This window comes from Mesorhizobium oxytropidicola, from assembly GCF_056174625.1.
Window position 1 is genome coordinate 6058241 of record NZ_CM149692.1, and the last position, 22885, is coordinate 6081125.

The window sequence follows — 22885 nt, forward strand, 5'->3', positions numbered from 1 at the left end:
GGCGCCATCTCCGCGTCAGCGGGATCGACGTAGACTCGATCTTTCCGGGCAAAGCATGGCCTTTTTGGGGTCGCGCTTCAATCCGCCTGAAATTCACAATCGGGTCAGCCGATTAACAAACCATGGCTGAAGGGGATTTTCGACTGCGGAAAGGCCCGCGTCAAGGTCCACGCTCTCCCGGCGCGACGGATCGCTGCACCTTCGTATCGGCGAAGCCGCCAGACGCTATCGCGCTGCACAGCTCGTTCCATTCGCAGCCGTCGCAAGCCTTGCGCACGCCACCGGCAGAAAACACCTGTCGCATCCGCGCCAGGATTGCCGCGTCGAGATCGAGGCGCACACCCGCCTGGATTGGCCGGGCCAGCAGATCCCCGACATCGCGTGCGGCAAGCCGGTCCCGTTCGATGACGCTCTCGTTGAGACAATGCGGTTCCGGCTCATCGAGCAAAGGCGCGCAGATGTCGTCCGGGCCGGAAACGAGGAGGATGTCCTCGCCCCGCCTCAGGCGCTCCGCGACCGCGTCGTAATTGGCGGTGAAAGCGGGGCTGTATCCCTTGCCCACATAGGTGAGCAGGCAAAGGAGGTGGTGGGCGCGCAGCCTGATCGTCACGAATTGGCCGGCTTCGCCTTGCCGCCGCGAAGCGCCATCAGCGTCGCGGCTCCAAGCGCCGACTTGAGCAATCCGCCGACGATGAACGGCAGGAAGCCGAAGGTGATGGCCTTCTCAGTGCCGATCATGACGGCAAGCCACGCCGTGCCGAGCACCAGACAGGCTAGATTGCCGAGCAGCATGGCGGCGAAGGCAAGCAGCACCCTGTTGCCGTTCCAGCCGCGTTCGGCCAGCCAGCCGACCAGCGCGCCGGTGACCGGGAAGGCGAAGAGATAGCCGCCGGTCGGGCCGACGAAATGCGCCACGCCGGCAGCGCCGCCGGCCAACACCGGAAAGCCGGCAGCACCTTCGACAAGCCACGCCGCGATGGTGACCGCGCCAAGCCGCCAGCCATAGAGCGCGCCAATGAGCGTCACGGCGAAGGTCTGCATGGTCACGGGGACAGGCACCATCGGCACTTCAATGTAGGACGACAGCGCCAGGAACAGCGTGCCGAGCACGACGGCTCCGACCTGCCAGGCGAGCGAGCGATCCTGGAGCCGGAGCGGGCTGAAGGACGGCTTACTGGACGTGAATGCGATGTCTGTCATGAGGATTCCTTCGCTCGATTTGAAATTATAGATAATTTTGGTTTTCGATCTATTATCGAATCCACATTTTCGCTGTGATAGCAAGCCTTCCCACGACAAAGACCGTCTGACCTGCGTCGCGACGCGCTTCCGATCATTACTTTATGCATGTCGTTCTCCCAAAACCGGTGGGCCACTTTTGGGCGACGTGCATCAACCCACGATCGCGAAGGCTTCGCGCGTCGTTCCGGAAGCCGTCCGGACTGGCTTGCGGCCAATCCATTGGACATGCCGGCCCAGCGTCGCGGCGGCCGATTCGGTGTTTCCTTGTCGCAAGGCGGTCAGGATCGCCCGGTGGTCCTGGTCGGTGCGTATCTCCCACTCCGAGCGCCATGCCGCGAACAGGAAGCGGGCGCTGGCCGCATGCAGATCGTCGATGGTGGCGAGCAGGCGCGGCATGGCGCATGGCGCCAGGATCAGCCGGTGAAACGCGCGGTTGGCTTCCTCCCAAGACCTGACGTCGCGGGACTTGTCGCCGGCCTTGGTGGCTTCCTCGGCAAGATCAAGAATGGCTGACGTCAGATGCGGCGCGGCGTGACGCAGCGCCAGCACTTCGAGGGCTGCCCGCATTTCAGCCACTTCCTTGACTTCGCCGAGATCGAAAGCCGCGACGCGCACGCCGCGGCGCGGCTCGCTGACGGCAAGGCCTTGCGCTTCCAGCCGGCGGAACGCCTCGCGCACCGGAACGTGGCTGGTGTGGAACTCCTCGGCGACATGATCCTGGCGCAACCGGGCGCCAGGCTCGATCGCGCCCGAGATGATGCGGTCCGCCAGCACCTTGCTGATGCGCACCGCGATGGTGTCGTCCGTGCCCTTTGCCATGTTTTATAGATAATTTGCGGAAGGGCCGCTTGTCGAGACGGCGAGACCGGCTTCCACAACTGCCTGGCGAAACGATGCCGGCATTCAGAGGCGCCCTGCCAACCTTGAGTCCAACGCCTGCATGGCAACAGTGACGAGATCGTGCAGGCGCTTGTTTGGTACGCCGTCACGCGCCTGTACCGAAAGTCCGTGCATGAGCGTGGCGTAGTAATCGCCCAGCGCCTCGGCATCCGTACCCGGTTTCAGTTCGCCGTCCCGAACAGCCTCGTTCAGCCGCTCGACGATCGATACGGTGCGCGCCCGGCGGTGCTGTGCCAGCCACTCCTGCACACGGTCATTCTCGACGGCGCAGTTGGTGGCGGCCGATACCACCATGCAGCCCTGCGGCCGTCCCGGCTTTGTGTAGGTTTCGACGGCCTCACGCAGCATTCGCTCGATGGCACGCCGGGCGGTCGGCTCTTCCGCCAGCGCCCGCGCGGCAAATCCGCCTTCATGGGCCTCATAGAGGCCGACCGCTTCCCGAAACAGATCCTCCTTCGACCCAAAGGCCGCGTAGATGCGCGCCGAGGCGATGCCGAGTACCGAGACGAGGTCGGCCATCGAGGTGCCTTCGTAACCGCGTGTCCAGAAGGCATCCTGCGCCTTCTCAAGCGCCTCATCACGATCGAACTCCCTCGGCCTGCCCGCCATCGCCAACTCCATTTTTTATCGATCAACAAATAATCCGCTTGACTCCGGATTGCAAATTCCAATTCTTTGTCAATCGATAAAGAATCGTAGACCGGAGACTGACATGAGTTCACTCAATCAAGACGCGGCGCTCGATGTCGCGCCGACTCAAGCGGCGGCCGGCAGCGGGCGCGGCGCCACGCTGGCGTTGCTCGCCTTCGCCCAGCTCATCATCGCGCTCGACCTCAACATCGTCTTCGTGGCGCTGCCGGAAATCGGCTCGGGCCTCGGCTTTTCCGGCCAGACATTGCAATGGGTGGTGAGCGCCTACACCGTCTTCACCGGCGGCTTCCTGCTTTTTGGCGGCCGCGCCGCCGATCTTGTCGGCCAGCGCCGCGTCTTCATCTTCGCGCTCTGGCTCTATGCGCTCTCATCGCTGCTTGGCGGCCTCGCCTGGTCGCCCGGAGTCATCATCGCGGCGCGCGCCGTGCAAGGCATTGGCGCTGCCTTCCTGTTTCCGGCGACATTGTCGCTGATCAATCGCCTGTTCGCCGAAGGGCCGGAGCGCAACCGGGCGCTCGCGGTCTGGGGTGGCGCCGGGGCAAGCGGCCTGACCCTCGGCTCCCTGGCGGGAGGGTTTTTGACCAGCGCCTTTGGTTGGCCGGCCGTGTTCTATGTCAATGTGGTGCTGGCCGGCGTCGCCATCGCCGCCGCCTTTGCCATCATCCCGCGTGATCCGAAGCGGCAGGCGCATCGCAATTTCGACCTGCCCGGCGCGCTCACCGTCACTGCGGGCGCCACGCTGCTGGTCTTCACGCTGGTTCAGGGACCGGACTATGGCTGGACGTCGCCGACAATCCTCGCCAGCGCCCTGCTTGCGGCGTTGTTCCTAGTCGTCTTCACCGTGATCGAGGCACGGAGCGCCGACCCGCTGATGCCGCTGCGCCTGTTCCACAACCGCAGCCTGGTCGCCGGCATGACGATCACCTTCCTCTACATGGGGACGTTCGGGGCCTTGCCCTATTTCCTCACCGTGCTGTTGCAGACCGTGCATGGTTTCACTGCCCTGCAGACTGGCCTGGCGTTCCTGGTGCCATCGATCGCCATCGCCACCGGCACGCAGCTCGGCGAACGTCTGGCGACACGCTTTTCGACACGCTCGACCCTGGTCGGCGGCATGTTGATCGGAGCGGCCGGCACGGCCTTGATGGTCCTTGGCGCGTCGGCCGAGAGCAGCTATGCCGCCCTCGTTCCCGGCCTGATCATCTCGGGTGTCGGCCAGGGCATCGTCTGGACCGCGATGTGGATCGCGGCCGCTTCGGGCGTCGCTCATGACGAACAGGGCGTTGCGTCGGGCATGGCCTGCACGACGCTCAACATCGGCAACGCGATAGGGATGGCGACTTTGATCGCGGTCGCCAACAGCCATATCGCGGGGCTGACGGGCGATGCGCTGAAGAGCGCGATCGCCGACGGCATTGAGCTTGCCTTCTGGCTCGCGGCGGCAGGTATCCTGATCAGTCTGCTGGCCGCGATGGTCCTGCCGGGGAAAGCAAAGTAGCCGACGCCGAAGTGACGCCGTTCAGTTCACCCGGCTGATGCAGAAATCGATGACGTCGATCAGCGCCGATTTCTGCGGCGTCTCCTCCAGCGGCGCCAGCGCGTCGCGGGCGATCTCGCCGAAATGCCGGGCGCGGCCGATCGTATCGGCGATGGCGCCGTGGCGGGTCATCAGGCCGATCGCCTTTTCCAGGCCGGCGTCGTCGACGACATTGTCCTCGATGGCGCGCTTCCAGAAGGTGCGCTCGGCCTTGGTGCCGCGCCGATAGGCGAGGATGACAGGTAAGGTCACCTTGCCCTCACGGAAATCGTCGCCGACATTCTTGCCGAGGTCCTTGCTGGTGCCGCCATAGTCCAGCGCATCGTCGATGAGCTGGAAGGCAAGGCCGAGATTCATGCCGTAGGAGCGTAGTGCCGCGCGATCATTGCGGGTCGCCTGGGCAATGACCGGGCCGACTTCGGCAGCAGCCGAAAAAAGTGCTGCGGTCTTGGCCTTGATGACGGCGAAGTGCTCGTCCTCGGTGGTTTCGAGGTTCTTGGCGGCAGCAAGCTGCATCACCTCGCCCTCGGCGATGATCGAGGCCGCACTCGACAGGATGTCGAGCGCTTCGAGCGAGCCGACATCGACCATCATGCGGAAGGCCTGGCCGAGCAGGAAATCGCCGACCAGCACGCTCGCCTGGTTGCCCCAGATCATGCGGGCGGTCTTCTTGCCGCGCCGCATGCCGCTCTCGTCGACGACGTCGTCATGGAGAAGCGTCGCCGTGTGCATGAACTCGACCGAGGTGGCGAGCTTGACGTGGCCTTCGCCGGCATAGCCGAACATCTGCGCGGCGGCCAACGTCAGCATCGGCCGCAGCCTTTTGCCGCCCGACGAGATCAGATGGTTGGCGACCTCCGGGATCATCTCGACGTCGGAGCCGGCCTTGGACAGGATCAACTCGTTGACGCGCCCCATATCGGCCGCCGTCAGATCGATCAGATCCTTGATGGAGGCGGGTTCCCGCTTCCCGTTTTCGATGTTGAGAACGACACCCACGACAATCACTCCCGTCTTGGTATAACGCGTGCGACGGCACCCTTAGTCCCGATACGGACTCTAGGGCGGCGGACACGGCCACGGCAAGTGGCGAATTGGCGCGGCGTCGGTGACAGCTTGTTAACGATCCGGCAGGGAGCGTGGCGCTGCCACGGAATCCCCTGCCCGTTTACATCAATAGCGCAAACTGCGAGTTTCATACGATGATAGAGCTTGTCCGCACCAACGATGCCGTCATCATCTCCTTCGTCGAATCGCTGATGCGCGACGCCGGCATCGCCTGCTTCGTCGCCGATCAGAATATGAGCATTCTCGAAGGGTCGATCGGTCTTTTGCAGAAGCGCGTCATGGTCGACGCTGACCAGGCCGATGCAGCAAGGCGCATCCTCAGGGATGCCGGCATCGCCAACGAGATCCGTACAAAATAATGTCGGCCGCGCCAGCCACCCTCGCCCCGGAGACGCCGGCCCATACGGTCGATGCCTTCCATCGCGGCCGCTTCTGGCTGGTGCAGCCCAAGCATGGCGGACACCGCGCCGGCATGGATGCGATGATGCTGGCGGCATCCGTGCCATCCTCGTTCGACGGGCGCCTGGCCGATTTCGGCGCCGGCGCCGGTGCTGCCGGCCTGGCGGTGCTGTCGCGCTGTCCGGCAGCTCATGCCGTGCTCGTCGAACGCGCACCGGAAATGGCGGCCTTCGCTTCGGCCACTCTTGCTCATCCCGGCAATGCACATCTCAGCAATCGTGCCTCCGTGCTCGTGGCCGATGTCACGATGTCGGGCCAAGCCAGGGCCGCCGCCGGCCTCGCCGACAATGACTTCGACTACGTCATCATGAACCCGCCCTTCAACGCCGCCCGGGACCGCGCCACGCCTGACAGGCTGCGGAAGGAAGCCCATGTCATGGAGGACGGGCTGTTCGAAAGCTGGATCCGCAGTGCGGCGGCGGTGGTCAGGCCGCGCGGCGGGCTTGCCGTCATCGCGCGGTCCGAACAGCTCGGCGCCATTCTCGACGCGATATCAGGCCGTTTCGGCGATGCCGAGATGCTTGCCGTGCACCCTCGCCCCGACGCAGCGGCGATCCGCATCATTGTGCGGGCAGTGCTCGGCGCGCGCGGAAAGCTCGCCATCCGCCCGCCTTTGATGCTTCACGCACAATCGGGCAACGGCCCCGATGAGCGCAGCGAAATGATCGCCAACGGTCTCGCCTCGTTGTTTGGAGATTGAGCTATTCCTGGCCTCCGCATTGCCGTTGGCCGGGAAATCCCTACATGCCTGCAACCCATCGACCGGAGACCACGCCCTCGTGAAACGCCTTTTCAACCGACTGCTGCCGAAATCCTGGCGCTCCACCGTCGTCACCATTCCGGTCATCCGGCTGCACGGCACCATCATGGCCGGCGGCCAGTTCCGGCAGAATCTGTCGCTGGCTTCCACAGCCGGCCTCATCGAAAAGGCGTTTTCCTTCGACGCGCCGGCCGTTGCCGTCTCGATCAATTCGCCCGGCGGCTCGCCGGTGCAGTCGAGGCTGATCTTCAAGCGCATCCGCGATCTGGCAGTTGAAAAGAACAAGAAGGTGCTGGTCTTCGTCGAGGACGTCGCCGCCTCAGGCGGTTACATGATCGCGGTTGCCGGCGATGAGATTTTTGCCGATCCCTCCTCCATCGTCGGTTCCATCGGTGTGGTCTCGGCCTCGTTCGGCTTTCCCGAACTGATGAAGAAGATCGGCGTCGAGCGCCGTGTCCACACCGCCGGACAGAACAAGGCGGTGCTCGATCCGTTCAAGCCCGAGAAGAAGGAAGACGTCGAGCGGCTGAAGGCGCTGCAGCTCGAGGTGCACGATACCTTCATCGATCTGGTCAAGGAGCGGCGCGGCACGAAGCTGAAGGACGATCCGGACTTGTTCACCGGCCTGTTCTGGACCGGCAAAAGGGGTCTGGAGCTCGGCCTCGTCGATGCACTCGGCGACATGCGCACGGTGCTGAAGACCCGGTTCGGGGCGAAAACCCAGCTGAGATTGGTCACGGCGCCACGCGGTTTCCTCAGCCGTTTCGGCCTGTTCGGCTCGAGCAAGGGCTTTTCAGCGCCCGATATCGCCGCAGCTGCCGCCAGCGGCGTCCTCGATGCGGCGGAAGAGCGCGCATTGTGGGCTCGCTTCGGGCTTTGAAAAGCCGGCAAAACCGTCTAGCATGAAGGCTTGAAGTCCTATGCATGTCGTTTTCCCAAAACCGAACACAGTTTTGGGCGACATGCATTAACCGACCCGACCGGCCGCCTTCGCCGGCCCAGCGTGGTAGGAGTTGTGACATGCCGCAGATCATTTTCTTCACCGTCGTTGGCGTCGCCGCCTATTTCGGCTACCGCACCTTCGTGCGCGAAGCCGAGCGCGTGACCGCCAAGGTGCGGCGCACCGAAAAGCAGGCGGCCAATGGCGCGATGGGAACGCTGGTCAAGGATCCGAAGACCGGCGAATACCGGCTGGCCAAGGACTGAGCATCATCCCCCATACGACTGACGCCGTGGACACCGAGATCGGTTCGCGTACCTGGCACGCGTTTGCCAAGATCAATCTGGCGCTGCATGTCACCGGCAGGCGTCCTGACGGTTATCACCTGATCGACAGCCTTGCGGTGTTCACGCGTTTTGGCGACCGGGTCGAGATCGCGCTCGCCGACAGTGACGATTTTACTGTGTCCGGCCGCTATGCGCCGGCAGTTCCCCTCGACGCCAGCAATCTTGCGCTCAAGGCGCGCGATGCCTTGCGACGGGAGGCCGGCCCCGAGCGCACTCCGCCCGTCGCCATAAAGCTGGAAAAGAACCTGCCGGTTGCCTCCGGCGTCGGCGGCGGTTCGAGCGACGCGGCGGCCGTGCTGCGCGGGCTGGCGGAAACATGGCGCCTGGACATCGATGGCGCCGAACTGGCGCGGATCGGTCTCTCGCTCGGCGCCGATGTGCCGATGTGCCTGGCGGGAAAGCCGCTGGTGGCGCGCGGCATTGGTGAAGAGCTGTCGATGGTGCCGGACTTCTCGGCGCTGGGACTGGTGCTGGTCAATCCCGGCACGCCGGTCTCTACGGCCGACGTGTTCGCGGCACTTTCCCGCCGCGACAACGAGCCTCTGCCGCCGCTGCCGCGCAGCATCGATTTTCACAGCCTGCGCAACTGGCTGGAGATCACCCGCAATGATCTCGAACCGGCGGCGCTGGCGCTGCAGCCCGCCATAGGCCGGGCGCTGTCGTGGCTTGATAAGGCCGGATCGGGCTTTTCACGCATGTCCGGATCGGGCGCGACCTGTTTCGGCCTGTTCGAGACCGGCAATGTCGCCAAGCGCGCGGCGGCCGAGATCCGCGGTCGCCAGCCCGACTGGTTCGTCGCGGCGACGCGCAGCATGTCATCGGAGGTTGAGTGAAATGGCTGGGATCAACGAGAGCCGTTCGTTCATTCCGGTGCGCATCGCGGTGCTGACGGTTTCCGACACGCGCAGCCTCGCCGACGACAAATCCGGCCAGACGCTGGCCGACCGCATCACTGAGGCAGGCCACATCCTAGCCGCCCGCGATATCGTCACCGATGACCGCGAAAAGATCCGCGACACGGTGCTGGCGTGGTCGCGGGACAAGACCATCGATGTCGTCATCACCACCGGCGGCACCGGCTTCACCGGGCGCGACGTGACGCCGGACGCGCTGGAGCCGATCTTCGAAAAGCGCATGGACGGCTTTTCCGAAGTGTTCCACCGCATCTCGTACGATAAGATCGGCACGTCGACGATTCAGAGTCGGGCAACCGGCGGTGTCGTCAACGCCACCTTCGTCTTCGTGCTGCCGGGTTCACCCGGCGCCTGCAAGGACGCTTGGGACGGTATCCTCAAGGCGCAGCTCGATTACCGCCACATGCCCTGCAACTTCGTCGAGATCATGCCGCGCCTAGACGAACATCTGCGGCGCGGGAAGTAACACGCAGAATTGCGCTTCCTACAGTCCGCCGTCAGCGGATGACCGGCTCGCCATGAAAGCGCCGGCGCGAGGGGCGCGAAACGCCGAAGCCGACTTCCATCATCAGCCGCGGCGTGCGCGCCGGCACCGTGCCCATGTGGAAACCGAAGGGATCCTCGACGAAGCCGAGGCCGGCTTCTCCGGTCAGCGTCACCGGGCTCTGCTCGCCATAGACGTCCAGCACTTCCTGGGCGGGATGGCCGACCAGCAGGGTGAGCTGATGCTTGATGGCGCGACGCTTGTGGCTGCCCCGGACATAGACATGCGGACCGGTGTCGGCATCGACAGGCTTGAGGTAGAAGAAGAATTTCAGCATGCGCCAGTCGTCGAGGTCGAAATGATACTTACCGAGCGAGGCAAGGTTCTTGTCGGCGTCCGAGGCCTTGCCGGTCGGAAAGCTCCACCAGACACGCGTCGTGATCAGTTTCGCCTGGGCACCGAGATAATGCGCGGCAATGTCGAGAAGCATCGGATCGCGTTGGATGGCGAGTGCCGCAGGGCAATCAAGGATGCGCTCGAAATAATGCCCGCTGAGCAGCGAGCGGCCGAAGCTTTTCTCAGCCTGCGCATGCTCGCCCGGCATGAATTCGAGACGGCGGTCGAAATTGCCGAAGCAAGGCGTGCGCCCCGCGAAATCCGCGATCTCCTCATGGATCTCCGATGGCAGGACCAGGCCTGAAAACAGGCCGTCGGAACGCAGCGCATCGACCACCGCCGCCCGCTCGACACCGGAAAACATCGTATCCGCAACATTGTCGGCAGGGCGGGCGCGTTTTGCACCCAGCCAATGCATGCGGCGCCCAGGCATGGTGCGCGCCAGCATGAACATCGGCAGCCAGGCAGGGTTTTCGCGAAGGTCCGTTAGATAGGTCGGAATGCGCACGGCAATGCGCCGCAGCAGGCTGCCATTGCGTGCAATGGCCTCGAGACTGGCGGCGCCGGATTTGTCTGATGTTGAAAGGCTCATCGGGTCCTCTTCTATGAGGGTGACACCCGATGCCGCATCGGTGCTCACCACTCGCCTGACCCAAACCCAATTCACCCGCCTCAGGGGAAGGCTAACCCCGCGTCAGGTTTTGTGCAATGCACAATGGACAGAGCAGATGCAAAAAATCACTTTGGGGCGCGGTGCTGCTGCTTCGGCGGCGCCACCCAGATCTCGGCGTCGAGCTTCTTGTCGCCAGGCCGCGCGCCAGAGCCTCGGCGCTGCTGGCGCTCTTCGACAAGGAAGCGGCCTGCCGCTTGCTGATCACCAGCCCGTCGGCGAGCGCGCGATTTCCCGAAAAAACCCGAGCGAGGAACGGCGTGCGGCTACCGCGCGCGCGTGAGAATCGCGCCGCCATGGTTTGCTTCGCCGTGTGCACGACGACCGCGTCGATCCAGCCCTCCACCAGCCGCGCGCCCGGTTCCAGCAGCAGCAGCCAGTCTCCCTTGGCCTGCCGGATCCCGGCGGCGATGCCGCCGCTCGCCATATAGTGGCAGCCAGCATGCTCGGCGACATGATGCGTCTGGTCGGTGGAGCCGGTGTCGCAAATGACAACCTCCCGCACCACGCCCTCGACCGCGCCGCCAATCAGCGAGGCGAGCGTGCGGGCGAGAGCCTCCTCGTCATTGCGCGTTTCGATGAGAACACTGAGCATATTTAGCCGAATAGCGGAAAGCCGCGCACAGCGCCAGTTTTTGCGGCGCAGCATAAAAAGTTCTTGCTTTGTTCTCATCGGCAAAATAGGAATAATTTCATGAGCAGAGCGATTCGAAACAACATGGACAGTCCCTGGGAGCGGGCCAAGATGGAACCGATCGTGCGTGCCGACATTGCAGCCTTCGGGCAGGACGCGCCGAAATGGCCAATGCGATGATCGAGCAGAGTGGCATGCGTATCCGCCCGGACCGCAACCGCGGCCGGTCGGCGGGCATCAATCCGTCCGGCCGCTTCGAACCCGTCAGCCGGCATGTCTTCGACGATGGCTGGAGTTCGCTGGAGGAACTGCCGCCGTTCAAGACCGAGGTGCAGGTGGAAAAGCCGCGCACCATCATCACCCGCAATGAATCGCCCGACATCTCCTTCGACCGCTCGATCAACCCCTATCGCGGCTGCGAACATGGCTGCGTCTATTGCTTCGCGCGGCCGACGCACGCCTTCATGGGCCTGTCGCCGGGGCTGGATTTCGAATCCAAGCTGTTCGCCAAGCCGGATGCGGCGCGGCTGCTCGACAAGGAGCTGTCGAAGGACGGCTACCAGCCGCGCACCATCGCCATCGGCACCAACACCGATCCCTACCAGCCGATCGAGAAGCAGTACCGGATCATGCGCGAGATCCTCGAAGTGCTGGAGGCACGCGGCCATCCGGTCGGCATCGTCACCAAATCCGCGCTGGTGGCGCGCGACATCGACATATTGTCGCGTATGGCCGAACGCGGGCTGGCCAAGGTGGCGCTGTCGGTGACGACGATGGACCGCATGCTGGCCAGGACGATGGAACCTCGCGCGTCGACGCCGACCAAGCGGCTGGAAGCGATCCGGCAACTTTCGGATGCCGGCATTCCGACTTCGGTCATGGTCGCGCCGATCATCCCCGGCCTCACCGACCAGGAGATGGAGCGGATCCTCGATTCGGCACGCGCCGCTGGCGCGCGCGAGGCAGGTTATGTCGTGCTGCGCCTGCCGCTGGAGGTCAGCCCGATCTTCAAGGACTGGCTGCTGCGCCACTATCCCGACCGCTACCGCCACGTGATGTCGCTGATCCGCTCGATGCGCGATGGCAAGGACTACGATTCGGAATGGGGCAAGCGCATGAAGGGCGCCGGACCCTACGCCTGGCAGATCGGCCGGCGCTTCGAGATCACCGCCAAGCGGCTCGGGCTCAACGCCGAACGGCGCACGCTGCGCACCGACCAGTTCGTCGCGGCTGGAAAAGACCAGGAACAGCTGATGCTGCTCTGAGAATGCAATTTGCCGCGGCGGTTTGACCCGCCACGGCAAGAAATCCCGTCCGGCCTGCCCCGGCCTGCAGACGGTGCCCTCCCGGTCCGGCGCCCCACCCGACCCGGAGGGACTTGCGGAGAATCGGAGCCGATGCGAACCTCGCCGCAACATGGCTCGCGCGCGTTCCGATTCTCCGCTTCTCTTCGAAATCGTCGAGAAACCCGATTTCTCCTTCGAGACGAAGGCGATGGCCGATGGGCTGTGGCCGGTCGCGGGGATGGACGAGGCCGGCCGCGGTCCGCTCGCCGGGCCTGTGGTCGCGGCGGCGGTGGTGCTCGATCCTGCCAACATCCCCGAAGGCCTCGACGATTCCAAACGGCTCAGCCATTTGCAGCGCGAGGCGCTGTTCCTGCGCATTCTAGGCTCCGCGCAGGCAGTTTCGATGGCCTCGATCAGCGCCGAAGGCATTGACGGCAGCAATATCCTGAAGGCCAGCCTCGAGGCGATGCGCCGCGCTCTGGTCGGGCTTTCGGTTCGGCCGAAGCTTGCGCTGGCCGACGGACGCGACGTGCCGCCGGGGCTCCCTTGCGACGGCCGTGCGCTGATCAAGGGCGACCAGCGCTCGCAGTCGATCGCCGCCGCCTCGATCGTCGCCAAGGTGATGCGCGACCGCATGATGTGCGGCTGCGGCAGCCACCACGACCGCTACGGCTTCGAGGTGCATATGGGTTACGCCACCGCACGCCACCGCACGGCGATCGAGGCGCATGGCCCGGTCGCGCGGTTGCACCGTGTATCGTTCGCGCCATTCAGGCTGGGCGGAGCCGAGGTCGTTGAAGAAGAGAGTCTCGCCGGGCTGGATTGAGCCGACGGCGATGACAGCTGATCTCCCCCACGTGGGGAGATGTCGGGGGGGCGCTGTCCCGCCGCCATATCCAGCCGGTTGCGCCCAGGCTCCTCGGATAACTCGCATCCGACGCAGCGCATAAATGTCAAACGCTGGCGTTCCGTCACGCCCCCCTCTGTCCTGCCGGGCGATCGTCGCTCGGAAAGCCAAGCAGTTGGCTTTCCGTCCGCTGCGCGGACCGCTCCTCAACCCCCACAAGGGGGGAGATTGGCCGCTTTGACGCATCGCCAAGAAAAAGCCGCCAGGTTGCCCGGGCGGCTTTTTGATTTCCAAATGCTATCAGCTCAGTTCAGCTTGGCCTTCACATCCGCGAGCGAAGCCTTGAACAGGTCAGCTCCGGCCTTGACGTCGACCTTGGCGGCGAGCAGCGCGCGGGCGGCTTCGACGGCGATGTCGACGGCGCTGGCGCGCACCTCGGCGACCGCGTCACGCTCGGCCTGACCGATCTTCTGCTCGGCAAGCGCGGTGCGCCGGGCGACATAGTCTTCGGTCTTCTTGTGCGCTTCGGTGGCGAGCATTTCGGCTTCGCGCTTGGCGGCCGCGACGATGTCGGCAGCCTCCTGCTCGGCTTCCTTGCGCTTCTTCTTGTACTGGCCGAGCAATTGCTGGGCTTCGTCGCGCAGCTTGCGGGCCTCATCGAGCTCGCTGCTGATTCTGGCGGCGCGGGCATCGAGCGCCTTGGCGATCAGGCCAGGCACCTTGATGTAGATAGCAATGCCTAGGAAGATGATCAGGGCAATCGTGGCCCAGAGCGTTGCGAGAGATGTAGCGTCCATGATGCGCTCCTCACCGAGCCACGGATTTGACCGCGGCCGCGATCTCGGCCTTGCTGGCCTTGCCGCCAACCAGGGCCTCGACGATCGCCGAAGCGGTATCCTCGGCGATGCTGCCGACTTCCTTCATGGCGTTGGCCTTGATGGAAGAAATGCGGGCCTCGGCCTCGCCAAGCTTCTCGTCGAGCGCGGCCTCGATCTTCTTGCGCGCGGTCTCGGCTTCCGCCTTGGCCGTATCGGCGGCCTGCTGGCCGATCGAACTGGCGTTCTTCTTGGCCTCCGCCAGTTCCTGCTCGTAAGCAGCAACTGCGGCATCGGCCTCGCCCTTCAACTTGCTCGCCTGATCGAGATCCTTGCTGATGCGATCGTTGCGGACATCGATGATGCCGCCAACGCGCGGCATCGCTACCTTCTTCAAGAAGAGGTAGAACAGCCCGAAAGTGATCGCCAGCCACAGAAGCTGCGACGGAAACGTCGCCGGATCGAATGGCGGGAACGTGCCGTGCGCTTCGGCAGGCACGCCGGTGCCGGAATGCGTGTCGCCTTCCGTCACGGCGGGCGCGGTCTCTTCCGCAAAGGCAGATGTCACGAACATCTCATTCCCCTGTCCATAAGGTAAGGTCGCACCATGCGCCCCCCTTCGTCAGCCTGTGTTTCTTACTTGAACACCAGGAGGAGCGCGATCAGGAGCGAGAAGATGCCCAGAGCTTCGGTCACGGCGAAGCCGAAAATCAGGCGGCCGAACTGGCCATCGGCAGCCGACGGATTGCGCAGCGCGCCCGAGAGATAGCTGCCGAAGATGTTGCCCAGGCCGATGCCCGCGCCACCCATGCCCAGGCAAGCGATGCCGGCGCCGATCGCAGCTGCTGCATTTACTTCCATGTCAAACTCCTTGTGGTTCCGTTGTCGTTGCAGATTGTAATTGGCGTCACGCGCCGGGTGAAATTTAGTGGCTGGGGTGCAGGGCGTCGTTGAGGTACATGCAGGTCAACACCGCAAAGACGTAAGCCTGCAGGAAGGCGACGAGCAGTTCCAGCGCCGTCAGCGCCACCGCCATGGCCAGCGGCAGGATCGAGCCCGCCACGCCGACCGCGCCCAGCGCGGAGAGGCTGACGACGAAGCCCGAAAACACCTTCAGCGTGATATGGCCGGCCAACATGTTGGCGAACAGACGAACCGAGAGGCTGATCGGGCGCGAGACGAAGGAAATCACCTCGATCGGGACGACAAGCACCATCATCACGAGGGGCACGCCTTTCGGCACGAACAGCTTGAGGAAGCCAAGGCCATGCTTCATGAAGCCGTAGACGATGACGGTGCCGATCACCAGGATGGCGAGGCCGAAGGTGACGATGATGTGGCTGGTGATGGTGAAGAAATAGGGGAACAGGCCGAGCAGATTGGCGACCAGCACGAACATGAACAGCGAAAACACCAGCGGGAAGAACTTCATGCCCTGGGTGCCGGCGGCATCGCGCAACATGTTGCCGACGAATTCGTAGGCCATTTCCGAGATCGACTGAAGCCGGCCGGGAACCAGGCTGCGGCTGGATGTGGTGAGATAGAGGAAGGCCGCCGCGACGATCACGGTCGCGACCATGAACAATGCCGAATTTGTGAAGGACAGGTCGTAGCCGCCGATGTTAATCGGAATCAGCTTGATGATATGGAACTGGTGGATCGGATCGACCTTGTCAGCTGCCACGTTCTAACCCCGTCAATGCCGCATACTTACGGCCAGATTACCATTGCCGCATGGAGGGCGGCTATTTCCAAATGCCGCCTGAGGGGCGGTCATTTGCTGTCGTCCCGGCCAGAGCGCGATTTATCGCCCTGTCCGAATTCTGCCACAACGCCCGCGGAACGCATGACATTGAGTATACCGGCGCCAAAACCAAGCAGCAGGAAAACGATCAGACCCCATGGCGATGTCCCCGCCATACGGTCGATGATCCAGCCGATGCCGGCGCCCACCACCACGCCAGCGATAAATTCGCTGGAGAGTTTGACCGCCTGGCCATAACCGGCCGCACTGCCCGCTTTCGCGTCGTCTTTCCCCTCGAGCCGGTTCGGCAGCCTTGTCGCAAGCGATGCTTCAAGTTCACGCCGACGTCGCTCAAGATCCTCGTCGCGGATGCCGGTTTCATGCTGATTGCCGCGGCCGGTTTCTCCGGTTCCGTCTGGCCTGCTTTTATCGGCCATCGCAACCCCCCTGCCCGGTCAGACCGTCACCGTCCGTCCGCTTCTAAAGTCGCCGGCAACATAGTTAGAGGGTTTGCGCCCGTCAAGCCACGGGCGGAAGATCATTGCCATGTATTTTAGGCAATAAAATCAACGAATTAGAGAGGTGCGACATCGTGCCCGTCGCGATGATGGGGATGCGCTGCACGAATCCCCCCGGCAATGGCAGGCTGATCAAGCCTGTGGCCGGTGAAAAAGACCAGCAGCAGACAGGCCCTCAGCTCCAGCCGCCGCCATAGGTGCGGTAGAAGATATGCAGGCCGATCTTGGTCATCTTCTGCATCGTACGGGCCCAGCCCGGATGGACATATTGCGCGTAGTAATGGGTCGATGATCCGACCTCCGGGATGAAGATCTTGCCGGCGGTGACGGCCATGGCGATGTCCTGCGCGGTCTTGTAGGCGACAGGATCGTCGATACGCTTCTTCCTGCCATCGCAAGCGAAGGAGAACTGGCAGCGGTTGAACCAGCTGTCGTTCTGGTAGACGACGCCGCAGATCGAATTGGGATAGGCGGGATTGCGGACGCGGTTGAGGATGACCTGGGCAACGGCAGCCTGACCGCGCACGGATTCGCTCCTCGCCTCGAAATAGATGCCGTTGGCCAGGCACTTTTGCTCGGGCTTGGAGAAGACGCTGGCCGGAAGCGGGTTCTGGATCCACGAATGGTCGCCCTTGGCCATCGGCGGAATGAAGCGGCCGTTGTTGGGCTGCTCGTCCTGCAGCAGGGCTTCGAAGGGCGAGGCCTTGGCATAGTCCGGCTCGGATTGCGCATAGGCCGTCGCCAGAATATCGGGATGGTCGTTGTTGACCAGGGCGGCAAGCATGGCCGGCACGCCGGGATCCGGCTTCTTGTCTTCACGCGCATGGAATTCCGCGGCGATCTGGATTTCCTTGCCTTTGATCTGCGGCTTGGCGAAGGCCATTTTCAAGCCGCCATCCATGCTCGGCCGCATCAAGGAGGAGGTCCGCTGGAAGATCGAACCGGCGTTGAAGTTCTTCGGCGGCGCGACGGGAGACACCTGGACGATGCGGCCCTTCTTGTCGGCGCGCACGACGCGATCCTCGTCGGGCGAGCCGCTGACCTTGCCGCCCTTGCCGCGAAACGACACGTTGCCGACGCCAGCCAGGTGAATCCCCGATCCGGAGATCGAGCCGGTGACGTCGGAATCGACGAAGGGCATCTCGGCGGCATGCACCGAACCGGCGACGGATCTCTCGACATAGGAATTCCAGCGCGCGGTCGGCGATTCAAGGCCGGAAACGAGGCTGGTCATGTCCTGGTAGGCGGCGACGGTCGGGAAGCCGATCCAGATGCCGAGACCGATGATGAACGGAGATACGAAGCTGCGTTTCTTCTCACCGGCGGCGGCAACAAGCCGCTTCAACACACGTCGATGCACGGAACACTCTCCAGGAACGCCACTGACCCCACTGGAGAGCAAAATGATGCATTAACCTTGATGGGACGTTAACGGGATCGATCAGGTTTTCTCAGTCGGCTCAAGGCCATGGTTTCGAAGTCGGGCGGTTTTACGGCCGACCAGGGTACGCCGCGCCGGACGACCAGACGTTGGCAGGGCAAGAGAGCTGCGGGGCTGCTCCAGGGGAGGAGCTTAACGGGATATCCATATTCCAACCGCCATATGGCAGTTGGTTCCAAACAGCGGTTCAGCACAGCGGACAGATGACAACGATCGCGGGAAATATTGCCGTGGATGACGCCCAATTGGCGGAAGCAACACCACGCCCAACGCTTCTCAATCTGACCGCGCTGCGCGCCTTCGCAGCTCTGTCGATATTCATCTACCATCTGACGGAATTGGGAATCGATGCATCCCGATCCATTCGGGACATGTATCTCGGCTGTGCTGTTTCGTTCTTCTTTGTCCTGTCAGGGTTCGTGCTGGCGTACAGTTTCTCGGGGCGTTTCCTTGGCTGGCGCGACATAAGAAACTTCATCTTGCAGAGATTTTCCGGCTGTGGCCCGTCCACATGCTATGTTTCTTCCTTGCCCTTGTGGCGCGTCGTCCTCCGACCAGTCTCTTCACCGCATACTTGGCAACCACACTGCAGAGTTCCTGGTTTCCAACCTACGGTACGGCTTACGCGTATAACGGCGTTTCGTGGTCGATATCGGTCGAACTGTTTTTCTATCTCGCCTTGCCGTTCATTCTGATCTTGCGGCCAAATCAGATCATGCTGGTGGTCTGCGGCTGGACAGTTGTCGTCCTTGGGCTGATCGCTCTCACAGCGACTTTACCCGGGCCTGTATTTCCACCCCCTTCCGAAAAGCCCTGGCTGGACCTCTACGTCACGGATGCGTCGCTGGTTCACCTCTTCCCGCCCGTGCGCATGGTGGAATTCCTGTCCGGGATAGCCGTCTATCAGCTGTTCAGGGGCCGGCGCATTTCCGATGCCTGGGTGACGTTCTGCCAGGTTGCGGCAGTGGTGTGCCTGGTGCTTTGGGCATGCGTACATGCCGAGATCACGCTATTTTTTGCGGATCATGCATCGCTCATGGCGTCCGTCGCCTATCGCGAATTTGGGCTGTATCCACTCTTCGCTGCCATCGTCTACGTCTTCGCACATCAGTCAGGCTCATTGACGCGCATCCTGTCTTGCCGTGTGCTGGTTTTCTGTGGAGAGATCAGCTTCGCATTCTACATGATCCATCAGGTCGTCATCCACGTCCTGGCTTACAATTTCGAGATCAGGCAGCATTGTGGTCCGACAGTCGCCGCGATCTCGGCAGGCATACTAAGCCTCGGTTTTTCAATCGTTCTCCATCGAACGGTTGAAACACCCGGCATGGACTGGGCCAGGCAAAAGTTCCCGATGACAAGGCGGGCACCTTTATCGGCGCATGTTACTGTCGGCGCCCTCGCCTGACGTTGTATCCGCCCGCCGCAGGAAGATCGGCCAGGCGATCAGCGCGCAGATGGCGGCCGACAGCCAGACGCCGGACCAGGACCAGAGGTGCAACAGCCCGGGAATGGCCACCGGCACCAGGAAGAAGCCGACGAAAACGAAGGTGTTGGCCAGGCTGAGCGCGGTTCCGACATGGCCGGCGCCGGCAAGGGTGGCAAGTTCGGTATAGGCAACGCCGTGCCAGGCGGAAACCGAGATGCCTGCGACAATCAGCACCAGGGGAAGAACAGCGATCAGGAATGGCTGGCCGCCAGGCATGGCGGCGCCGGCTAGAACCAGCAGCCAAAGCGCCGCGAAGGCCAACGCGCTGAGCGCACTCAATAAGCGCAGAAACTGGCGCCGATTGCCGTGGCGGTCGGTGAAGCGGCCGCTCCAGACGCGCATGACCATGGCACCGACCTGCACGGCGGCGAGGCTGGCGCTGATCGCCGCTGTTCCCAGCCCGGCGAAGTCGTGCAGGAACACCGACGCGAAGGTCAGCACCGCCACTTGTGGGAAGCAAAGCAGGCCGATGGCGGTGGCGATGCGCCAGACTTCGATGTTGCGCAGCGGCGCCGGTCCGGCTGCGGCCGACGCAACGACATGACCCGCCGTCGGCGGCTCGTGCAGCCAACGCCAGGCGAACAGAGCGGAGAGAGCAGATGCGCCAGCCAAGAGCCCGAACACCGCGGAAAAGCCGAAAGCGAGCGCAAGCGACGGCAGGACGAGCGCGCCGAGGCCACCGCCAAGCGGCACCGCCGTCTGCCTGATGCTCATGGCAAAGCCGCGCTCGTTTTCCCGGAACCACCCCATGATGGCGCGGCCGCTGGAGCCGTTGACGCTGCCGCCGAGCAATCCGGTGAGGAGCAGGCTTGCCGACAGCAGCATGACATCGGGAACGCCTGACCTTGTCGGCACGACGAGCATGGCCATGGCAAGAAGCCACGCCGCCGTCGCGCCAAGCCCGATCAGCAGCACGCGGCGATCGCCCCAGCGATCGGTGAGCAAGCCCCAAGGCAATTCGCTGAGCGCAACGCCCAGGCCAAGAAGGCCGAGCGCCAAGCCAAGTTCGGCATTGCCCAGATGATAGCCCTGACGAAGCACGACCGCCGTTGCCGGTATGCCGGAGAAGGTGGCCGAGAAGCTGGCGTTTGCGGCGACACCAATGCCCAGGACCTTCCAGCGGTGGCCAGGGCTGAACACCCTTCCGGCGGGGCCGGCAGCACTGCCTCCCAGGAGTTTCTGCGTGTCTTGGTCGGTGCAGTCGACAATGGCGGACATGGTTTCATTCCCGTGATGGTCCAGTCGCCTGGACCTTGACGGCATCTCTGTAGCGCCATAAGTTCATCCTTAAAATCAGGAAGTTTTTGACTATCAATCCTGAAAACCAGGACATTTCCATGCAACGCGTGACCTTCGACCTCGACGTTCTCCGCAGTTTCGTCACCGGCATGGAGCTCGGCAGCTTTGCCAAGGCCGCCGACCGGCTTGGCCGGTCGACCTCGGCGGTCAGCGCGCAATTGAAGAAACTGGAAGAGCAGGCGGCGACGCCGATCTTCCGCAAAGCGGGGCGCGGCCTCGCCTTGACGGAGGCCGGCGAGACCATGCTCGGCTATGCGCGCCGGCTGCTCGACCTCAATGACGAGGCGGCAGCGGCGATCCATGATGTCGAACTGGAAGGCTGGGTGCGGCTTGGCCTGCAGGAGGATTTCGGCGAGGCGGTGCTGCCGGACGTGCTCGGCCGCTTCGCCCGCGCCCACCCCAAGGTCAAGATCGAGGCCAGGATCGCGCGCAGCCATGACCTTGCCGAAAGGGTGGTATCGGGCAGCCTCGACATCGCGCTCGCCTGGCACAGCGGCCAGACGCTGCCCTACAGCGAGCATGTCGCCGATGTTCCCATGCGTTGGATCGGCCCGGCAAAGCGCATCGAGACCAGCCTGCGCGACGGCGAGCCACTGCCGCTGGTGGCGCTCGAGGCACCATGCCTGCTGCGCACGGTAGCGACGGAAACGCTCGACCGCGCCGGGCTGTCCTGGCGCATGGCCTTCTCCAGCCCGAGCCTTGGCGGCATCTGGGCGGCCGTTGCCGCGGGGCTGGGACTGACGATCCGCACCGACATCGGCCTGCCGGCCAGCGTCAGCGCGATGACGCCGGAGATCGCCGGTCTGCCGCCACTGCCCAATATGGCGCTGTTCCTGCATCGCCGGGATGCCGAACCCGAGCCGGTGGCGGCCCGCCTCGGAGACATATTGCTGGAGGCGGCACGGCAGGCCTTGCCGGGCAATTCGCGGGGTGCCGGCTTGCGTGCCGTGGCCTGATCAGACGAGCGTTGGAACTCAGTTGCGCTTCTTGGCCCGGCCGGCGAACGGATTGTCGGAGGTGCGCAGCGCGATGCGGATCGGCACGCCCGGCATGTCGAAGGCTTCGCGCAGGCTGTTGGAGAGATAGCGCACATAGGATTGCGGCATCGCATCCGGACGCGAGCACTGGACAACAAAACCCGGCGGCCGCGTCTTGGCCTGGGTGACGTATTTGACCTTCAGCCGGCGCCCGGCAACGGCGGGCGGCGGGTGGTGCGCCAGTATGGCTTCGAGCCAGCGGTTGAGCTTGCCGGTCGAGACGCGGCTGTTCCACACCTTGTGGGTCCTCAGCACCGCATCCATCAGCTTGTCGAGGCCGCGCCCGGTCTCGGCCGAGACCGGCACAGCCTGGATGCCGCGCACCTGCGGCAACAGCCGCTCGGTCTTCTCGCGCAGTTCCGCCAGCAACTCCTGCGGATGATCGATCAAATCCCATTTGTTGAAGGCGATCACCGGGGCCCTGCCCTCGCGGATAATCAGGTCGGCGATCTGCAGATCCTGCTTCTCGAAGGGAATGGTGGCGTCGAGCATGATGACGACGATCTCGGCGAAACGGATGGCACGCAAGCCATCCTGCACCGACATCACTTCCAGCTTCTCGTGAATCCTGGCCTTGCGGCGCATGCCGGCCGTGTCGAACAGCTTCAGCCGGCGGCCATGCCAGTCCCAGTCGACCGAGATCGAATCGCGGGTGATGCCGGCTTCCGGTCCGGTCAGCAGCCGCTCCTCGCCGATCAGCGCGTTGATCAGCGTCGACTTGCCGGCGTTCGGCCGGCCGACGACGGCGATGCGCATCGGCTTGGTGTCGTCATACGAATGCACATCCTCGGCGTCAGGGTCCGCAATGTCCTCGCCGATCAGCACCTCGGTGGCGGCGATCTCGTCGTCTTCGCCCTCTTCCTCCTCACCAAAGGCACGCGCCTCGCCGAGCGCGCCAATCACCGCATCGCGCAGATCGGGCATGCCCTGGCCATGTTCGGCCGAAACCGGGATCGGCTCACCAAGGCCGAGTTCCCAGGCTTCCAGCATGCCGCCCTGCGCGCCCTTGGCCTCGGCCTTGTTGGCGACCAGCACGACCGGCTTGCCGGATTTGCGCACGATCTCGGCGAAGGTCCTGTCGTCGGGCAGCAGGCCGGACTTGGCATCGATGGTGAAGAAGATCAGGTCGGCTTCGCGGATGGCGATCTCGGTCTGCGCGCGCATGCGGCCGGGCAAGGTCGAGGCGCCGGCATCCTCGAAGCCGGCGGTATCGATGACATCGAAATGCAGGTCGTAGAGCTTGGCGGCATGGACGCGACGGTCGCGGGTGACACCCGGCGTGTCGTCGACAAGCGCCAGCTTCCTTCCCACCAGCCGATTGAAAAGAGTCGATTTGCCGACGTTAGGTCTGCCGATAATGGCGACTTTGAAGGTCATACGGTCCTACAATCATGCATGTCGTTGTCC

23 protein-coding genes and 3 pseudogenes are annotated in these 22885 nt (G+C 63.7%); 11 read left to right on the forward strand and 15 right to left on the reverse strand.

The window, feature by feature from the left end; genetic code table 11:
* Positions 1-160 precede the first annotated feature (160 nt).
* The 4 genes from AC0V8S_RS30525 to AC0V8S_RS30540 form a co-directional block, all read right to left on the reverse strand.
* Positions 161-610: a DUF1284 domain-containing protein gene (locus AC0V8S_RS30525; protein ID WP_183457367.1), complete on the reverse strand. Its 450-nt coding sequence runs from the start codon at positions 608-610 to the stop codon at positions 161-163.
* Positions 607-1200 carry a biotin transporter BioY gene (locus AC0V8S_RS30530; protein WP_183457365.1) on the reverse strand — a complete coding sequence of 198 codons (594 nt, stop codon included), beginning with the start codon at positions 1198-1200 and terminating at the stop codon, positions 607-609. Before AC0V8S_RS30530 ends, AC0V8S_RS30525 begins: the two co-directional genes overlap by 4 nt.
* A gap of 192 nt (positions 1201-1392) precedes the next feature.
* Positions 1393-2061, reverse strand: coding sequence for a GntR family transcriptional regulator (locus tag AC0V8S_RS30535; protein WP_475435186.1), 669 nt, complete (start codon positions 2059-2061; stop codon positions 1393-1395).
* A gap of 84 nt (positions 2062-2145) precedes the next feature.
* Entirely contained in the window at positions 2146-2751 is a 606-nt protein-coding gene (locus AC0V8S_RS30540) for a TetR/AcrR family transcriptional regulator (RefSeq protein ID WP_475435188.1), read from the reverse strand.
* Positions 2752-2854: 103 nt separating this feature from the next.
* Here AC0V8S_RS30540 and AC0V8S_RS30545 point away from each other — a divergent pair, with 103 nt between their 5' ends.
* Positions 2855-4291, forward strand: coding sequence for an MFS transporter (locus AC0V8S_RS30545; RefSeq protein WP_475435190.1), 1437 nt, complete (start codon positions 2855-2857; stop codon positions 4289-4291).
* A gap of 21 nt (positions 4292-4312) precedes the next feature.
* Here AC0V8S_RS30545 and AC0V8S_RS30550 read toward each other — a convergent pair whose 3' ends face one another.
* Positions 4313-5329: a polyprenyl synthetase family protein gene (locus AC0V8S_RS30550; protein WP_019856937.1), complete on the reverse strand. Its 1017-nt coding sequence runs from the start codon at positions 5327-5329 to the stop codon at positions 4313-4315.
* 203 nt (positions 5330-5532) lie between these two features.
* Here AC0V8S_RS30550 and AC0V8S_RS30555 point away from each other — a divergent pair, with 203 nt between their 5' ends.
* The 6 genes from AC0V8S_RS30555 (at position 5533) to moaB (ending at position 9284) form a co-directional block, all read left to right on the forward strand.
* The gene (locus tag AC0V8S_RS30555; protein ID WP_027041409.1) at positions 5533-5757 is read left to right on the forward strand and encodes a putative signal transducing protein; all 225 of its coding nucleotides are present in this window, start codon (positions 5533-5535) and stop codon (positions 5755-5757) included.
* Positions 5757-6557, forward strand: coding sequence for a tRNA1(Val) (adenine(37)-N6)-methyltransferase (locus AC0V8S_RS30560; RefSeq protein WP_475435192.1), 801 nt, complete (start codon positions 5757-5759; stop codon positions 6555-6557). Before AC0V8S_RS30555 ends, AC0V8S_RS30560 begins: the two co-directional genes overlap by 1 nt.
* A gap of 79 nt (positions 6558-6636) precedes the next feature.
* Positions 6637-7497, forward strand: a complete 861-nt coding sequence (locus tag AC0V8S_RS30565) for a S49 family peptidase (protein ID WP_475435194.1) — start codon at positions 6637-6639, stop codon at positions 7495-7497.
* Between the two features lie 140 nt (positions 7498-7637).
* Entirely contained in the window at positions 7638-7823 is a 186-nt protein-coding gene (locus AC0V8S_RS30570) for a membrane protein (protein ID WP_013896713.1), read from the forward strand.
* A gap of 26 nt (positions 7824-7849) precedes the next feature.
* Positions 7850-8737 carry a 4-(cytidine 5'-diphospho)-2-C-methyl-D-erythritol kinase gene (locus tag AC0V8S_RS30575; protein WP_475435196.1) on the forward strand — a complete coding sequence of 296 codons (888 nt, stop codon included), beginning with the start codon at positions 7850-7852 and terminating at the stop codon, positions 8735-8737.
* A 1-nt stretch (position 8738) separates the two neighbouring features.
* Positions 8739-9284, forward strand: a complete 546-nt coding sequence (moaB, locus tag AC0V8S_RS30580) for a molybdenum cofactor biosynthesis protein B (protein WP_183457353.1) — start codon at positions 8739-8741, stop codon at positions 9282-9284.
* A 31-nt stretch (positions 9285-9315) separates the two neighbouring features.
* Here the strand turns inward: moaB and AC0V8S_RS30585 are convergent, their stop codons facing one another.
* Positions 9316-10290, reverse strand: a complete 975-nt coding sequence (locus tag AC0V8S_RS30585; protein WP_475435198.1) for a hypothetical protein — start codon at positions 10288-10290, stop codon at positions 9316-9318.
* A gap of 146 nt (positions 10291-10436) precedes the next feature.
* A pseudogene (locus AC0V8S_RS30590) lies at positions 10437-10963 on the reverse strand (glycosyltransferase).
* A 150-nt stretch (positions 10964-11113) separates the two neighbouring features.
* On the opposite strand from AC0V8S_RS30590, the pseudogene AC0V8S_RS30595 reads away from it, so the two are divergent.
* Together AC0V8S_RS30595 and AC0V8S_RS30600 are read left to right on the forward strand one after the other, a co-directional pair.
* A pseudogene (locus tag AC0V8S_RS30595) lies at positions 11114-12267 on the forward strand (PA0069 family radical SAM protein).
* 151 nt (positions 12268-12418) lie between these two features.
* Entirely contained in the window at positions 12419-13114 is a 696-nt protein-coding gene (locus tag AC0V8S_RS30600) for a ribonuclease HII (protein WP_475435199.1), read from the forward strand.
* A gap of 326 nt (positions 13115-13440) precedes the next feature.
* Here the strand turns inward: AC0V8S_RS30600 and AC0V8S_RS30605 are convergent, their stop codons facing one another.
* The 6 genes from AC0V8S_RS30605 to AC0V8S_RS30630 form a co-directional block, all read right to left on the reverse strand.
* Positions 13441-13932, reverse strand: coding sequence for a F0F1 ATP synthase subunit B (locus AC0V8S_RS30605; protein ID WP_475435201.1), 492 nt, complete (start codon positions 13930-13932; stop codon positions 13441-13443).
* 10 nt (positions 13933-13942) lie between these two features.
* Positions 13943-14524: a F0F1 ATP synthase subunit B gene (locus AC0V8S_RS30610; protein WP_475435203.1), complete on the reverse strand. Its 582-nt coding sequence runs from the start codon at positions 14522-14524 to the stop codon at positions 13943-13945.
* A gap of 62 nt (positions 14525-14586) precedes the next feature.
* The gene (locus AC0V8S_RS30615) at positions 14587-14811 is read right to left on the reverse strand and encodes a F0F1 ATP synthase subunit C (protein ID WP_010914827.1); all 225 of its coding nucleotides are present in this window, start codon (positions 14809-14811) and stop codon (positions 14587-14589) included.
* Between the two features lie 64 nt (positions 14812-14875).
* Positions 14876-15634, reverse strand: coding sequence for a F0F1 ATP synthase subunit A (locus tag AC0V8S_RS30620; RefSeq protein WP_096455849.1), 759 nt, complete (start codon positions 15632-15634; stop codon positions 14876-14878).
* Between the two features lie 89 nt (positions 15635-15723).
* The gene (locus tag AC0V8S_RS30625; RefSeq protein WP_183457343.1) at positions 15724-16131 is read right to left on the reverse strand and encodes an AtpZ/AtpI family protein; all 408 of its coding nucleotides are present in this window, start codon (positions 16129-16131) and stop codon (positions 15724-15726) included.
* A 256-nt stretch (positions 16132-16387) separates the two neighbouring features.
* Positions 16388-17572 (reverse strand): cell wall hydrolase, encoded by a 1185-nt coding sequence (locus AC0V8S_RS30630; protein WP_475435206.1) that lies wholly within the window; start codon positions 17570-17572, stop codon positions 16388-16390.
* A 284-nt stretch (positions 17573-17856) separates the two neighbouring features.
* Here AC0V8S_RS30630 and AC0V8S_RS30635 point away from each other — a divergent pair.
* Positions 17857-19061, forward strand: a pseudogene (locus tag AC0V8S_RS30635) (acyltransferase family protein).
* On the opposite strand, the gene AC0V8S_RS30640 reads toward AC0V8S_RS30635, so the two are convergent.
* Positions 19026-20360, reverse strand: coding sequence for an MFS transporter (locus tag AC0V8S_RS30640; protein WP_475435208.1), 1335 nt, complete (start codon positions 20358-20360; stop codon positions 19026-19028). The pseudogene AC0V8S_RS30635 and the gene AC0V8S_RS30640 overlap by 36 nt on opposite strands.
* A 119-nt stretch (positions 20361-20479) precedes the next feature.
* On the opposite strand from AC0V8S_RS30640, the gene AC0V8S_RS30645 reads away from it, so the two are divergent.
* Complete coding sequence (locus AC0V8S_RS30645; RefSeq protein WP_475435210.1) at positions 20480-21397, forward strand: LysR substrate-binding domain-containing protein; 918 nt, start codon at positions 20480-20482, stop codon at positions 21395-21397.
* Positions 21398-21415: 18 nt separating this feature from the next.
* On the opposite strand, the gene der is transcribed toward AC0V8S_RS30645, so the two are convergent.
* On the reverse strand, positions 21416-22855 hold the full coding sequence (gene der, locus AC0V8S_RS30650) for a ribosome biogenesis GTPase Der (RefSeq protein WP_475435212.1): 1440 nt from the start codon (positions 22853-22855) through the stop codon (positions 21416-21418).
* Positions 22856-22885: the final 30 nt, after the last annotated feature.

What these genes read in the sequence shown, in the direction of transcription:
- AC0V8S_RS30530 (WP_183457365.1), bottom strand. Translation starts at nt 1,200, where the DNA reads ATGACAGACATCGCATTCACGTCCAGTAAGCCGTCCTTCAGCCCGCTC.
- AC0V8S_RS30535 (WP_475435186.1), bottom strand. Translation starts at nt 2,061, where the DNA reads ATGGCAAAGGGCACGGACGACACCATCGCGGTGCGCATCAGCAAGGTG.
- AC0V8S_RS30540 (WP_475435188.1), bottom strand. Translation starts at nt 2,751, where the DNA reads ATGGCGGGCAGGCCGAGGGAGTTCGATCGTGATGAGGCGCTTGAGAAG.
- AC0V8S_RS30545 (WP_475435190.1), top strand. Translation starts at nt 2,855, where the DNA reads ATGAGTTCACTCAATCAAGACGCGGCGCTCGATGTCGCGCCGACTCAA.
- AC0V8S_RS30555 (WP_027041409.1), top strand. Translation starts at nt 5,533, where the DNA reads ATGATAGAGCTTGTCCGCACCAACGATGCCGTCATCATCTCCTTCGTC.
- AC0V8S_RS30560 (WP_475435192.1), top strand. Translation starts at nt 5,757, where the DNA reads ATGTCGGCCGCGCCAGCCACCCTCGCCCCGGAGACGCCGGCCCATACG.
- AC0V8S_RS30570 (WP_013896713.1), top strand. Translation starts at nt 7,638, where the DNA reads ATGCCGCAGATCATTTTCTTCACCGTCGTTGGCGTCGCCGCCTATTTC.
- moaB (WP_183457353.1), top strand. Translation starts at nt 8,739, where the DNA reads ATGGCTGGGATCAACGAGAGCCGTTCGTTCATTCCGGTGCGCATCGCG.
- AC0V8S_RS30585 (WP_475435198.1), bottom strand. Translation starts at nt 10,290, where the DNA reads ATGAGCCTTTCAACATCAGACAAATCCGGCGCCGCCAGTCTCGAGGCC.
- AC0V8S_RS30600 (WP_475435199.1), top strand. Translation starts at nt 12,419, where the DNA reads ATGGCTCGCGCGCGTTCCGATTCTCCGCTTCTCTTCGAAATCGTCGAG.
- AC0V8S_RS30605 (WP_475435201.1), bottom strand. Translation starts at nt 13,932, where the DNA reads ATGGACGCTACATCTCTCGCAACGCTCTGGGCCACGATTGCCCTGATC.
- AC0V8S_RS30610 (WP_475435203.1), bottom strand. Translation starts at nt 14,524, where the DNA reads ATGTTCGTGACATCTGCCTTTGCGGAAGAGACCGCGCCCGCCGTGACG.
- AC0V8S_RS30615 (WP_010914827.1), bottom strand. Translation starts at nt 14,811, where the DNA reads ATGGAAGTAAATGCAGCAGCTGCGATCGGCGCCGGCATCGCTTGCCTG.
- AC0V8S_RS30625 (WP_183457343.1), bottom strand. Translation starts at nt 16,131, where the DNA reads ATGGCCGATAAAAGCAGGCCAGACGGAACCGGAGAAACCGGCCGCGGC.
- AC0V8S_RS30640 (WP_475435208.1), bottom strand. Translation starts at nt 20,360, where the DNA reads ATGTCCGCCATTGTCGACTGCACCGACCAAGACACGCAGAAACTCCTG.
- AC0V8S_RS30645 (WP_475435210.1), top strand. Translation starts at nt 20,480, where the DNA reads ATGCAACGCGTGACCTTCGACCTCGACGTTCTCCGCAGTTTCGTCACC.
- der (WP_475435212.1), bottom strand. Translation starts at nt 22,855, where the DNA reads ATGACCTTCAAAGTCGCCATTATCGGCAGACCTAACGTCGGCAAATCG.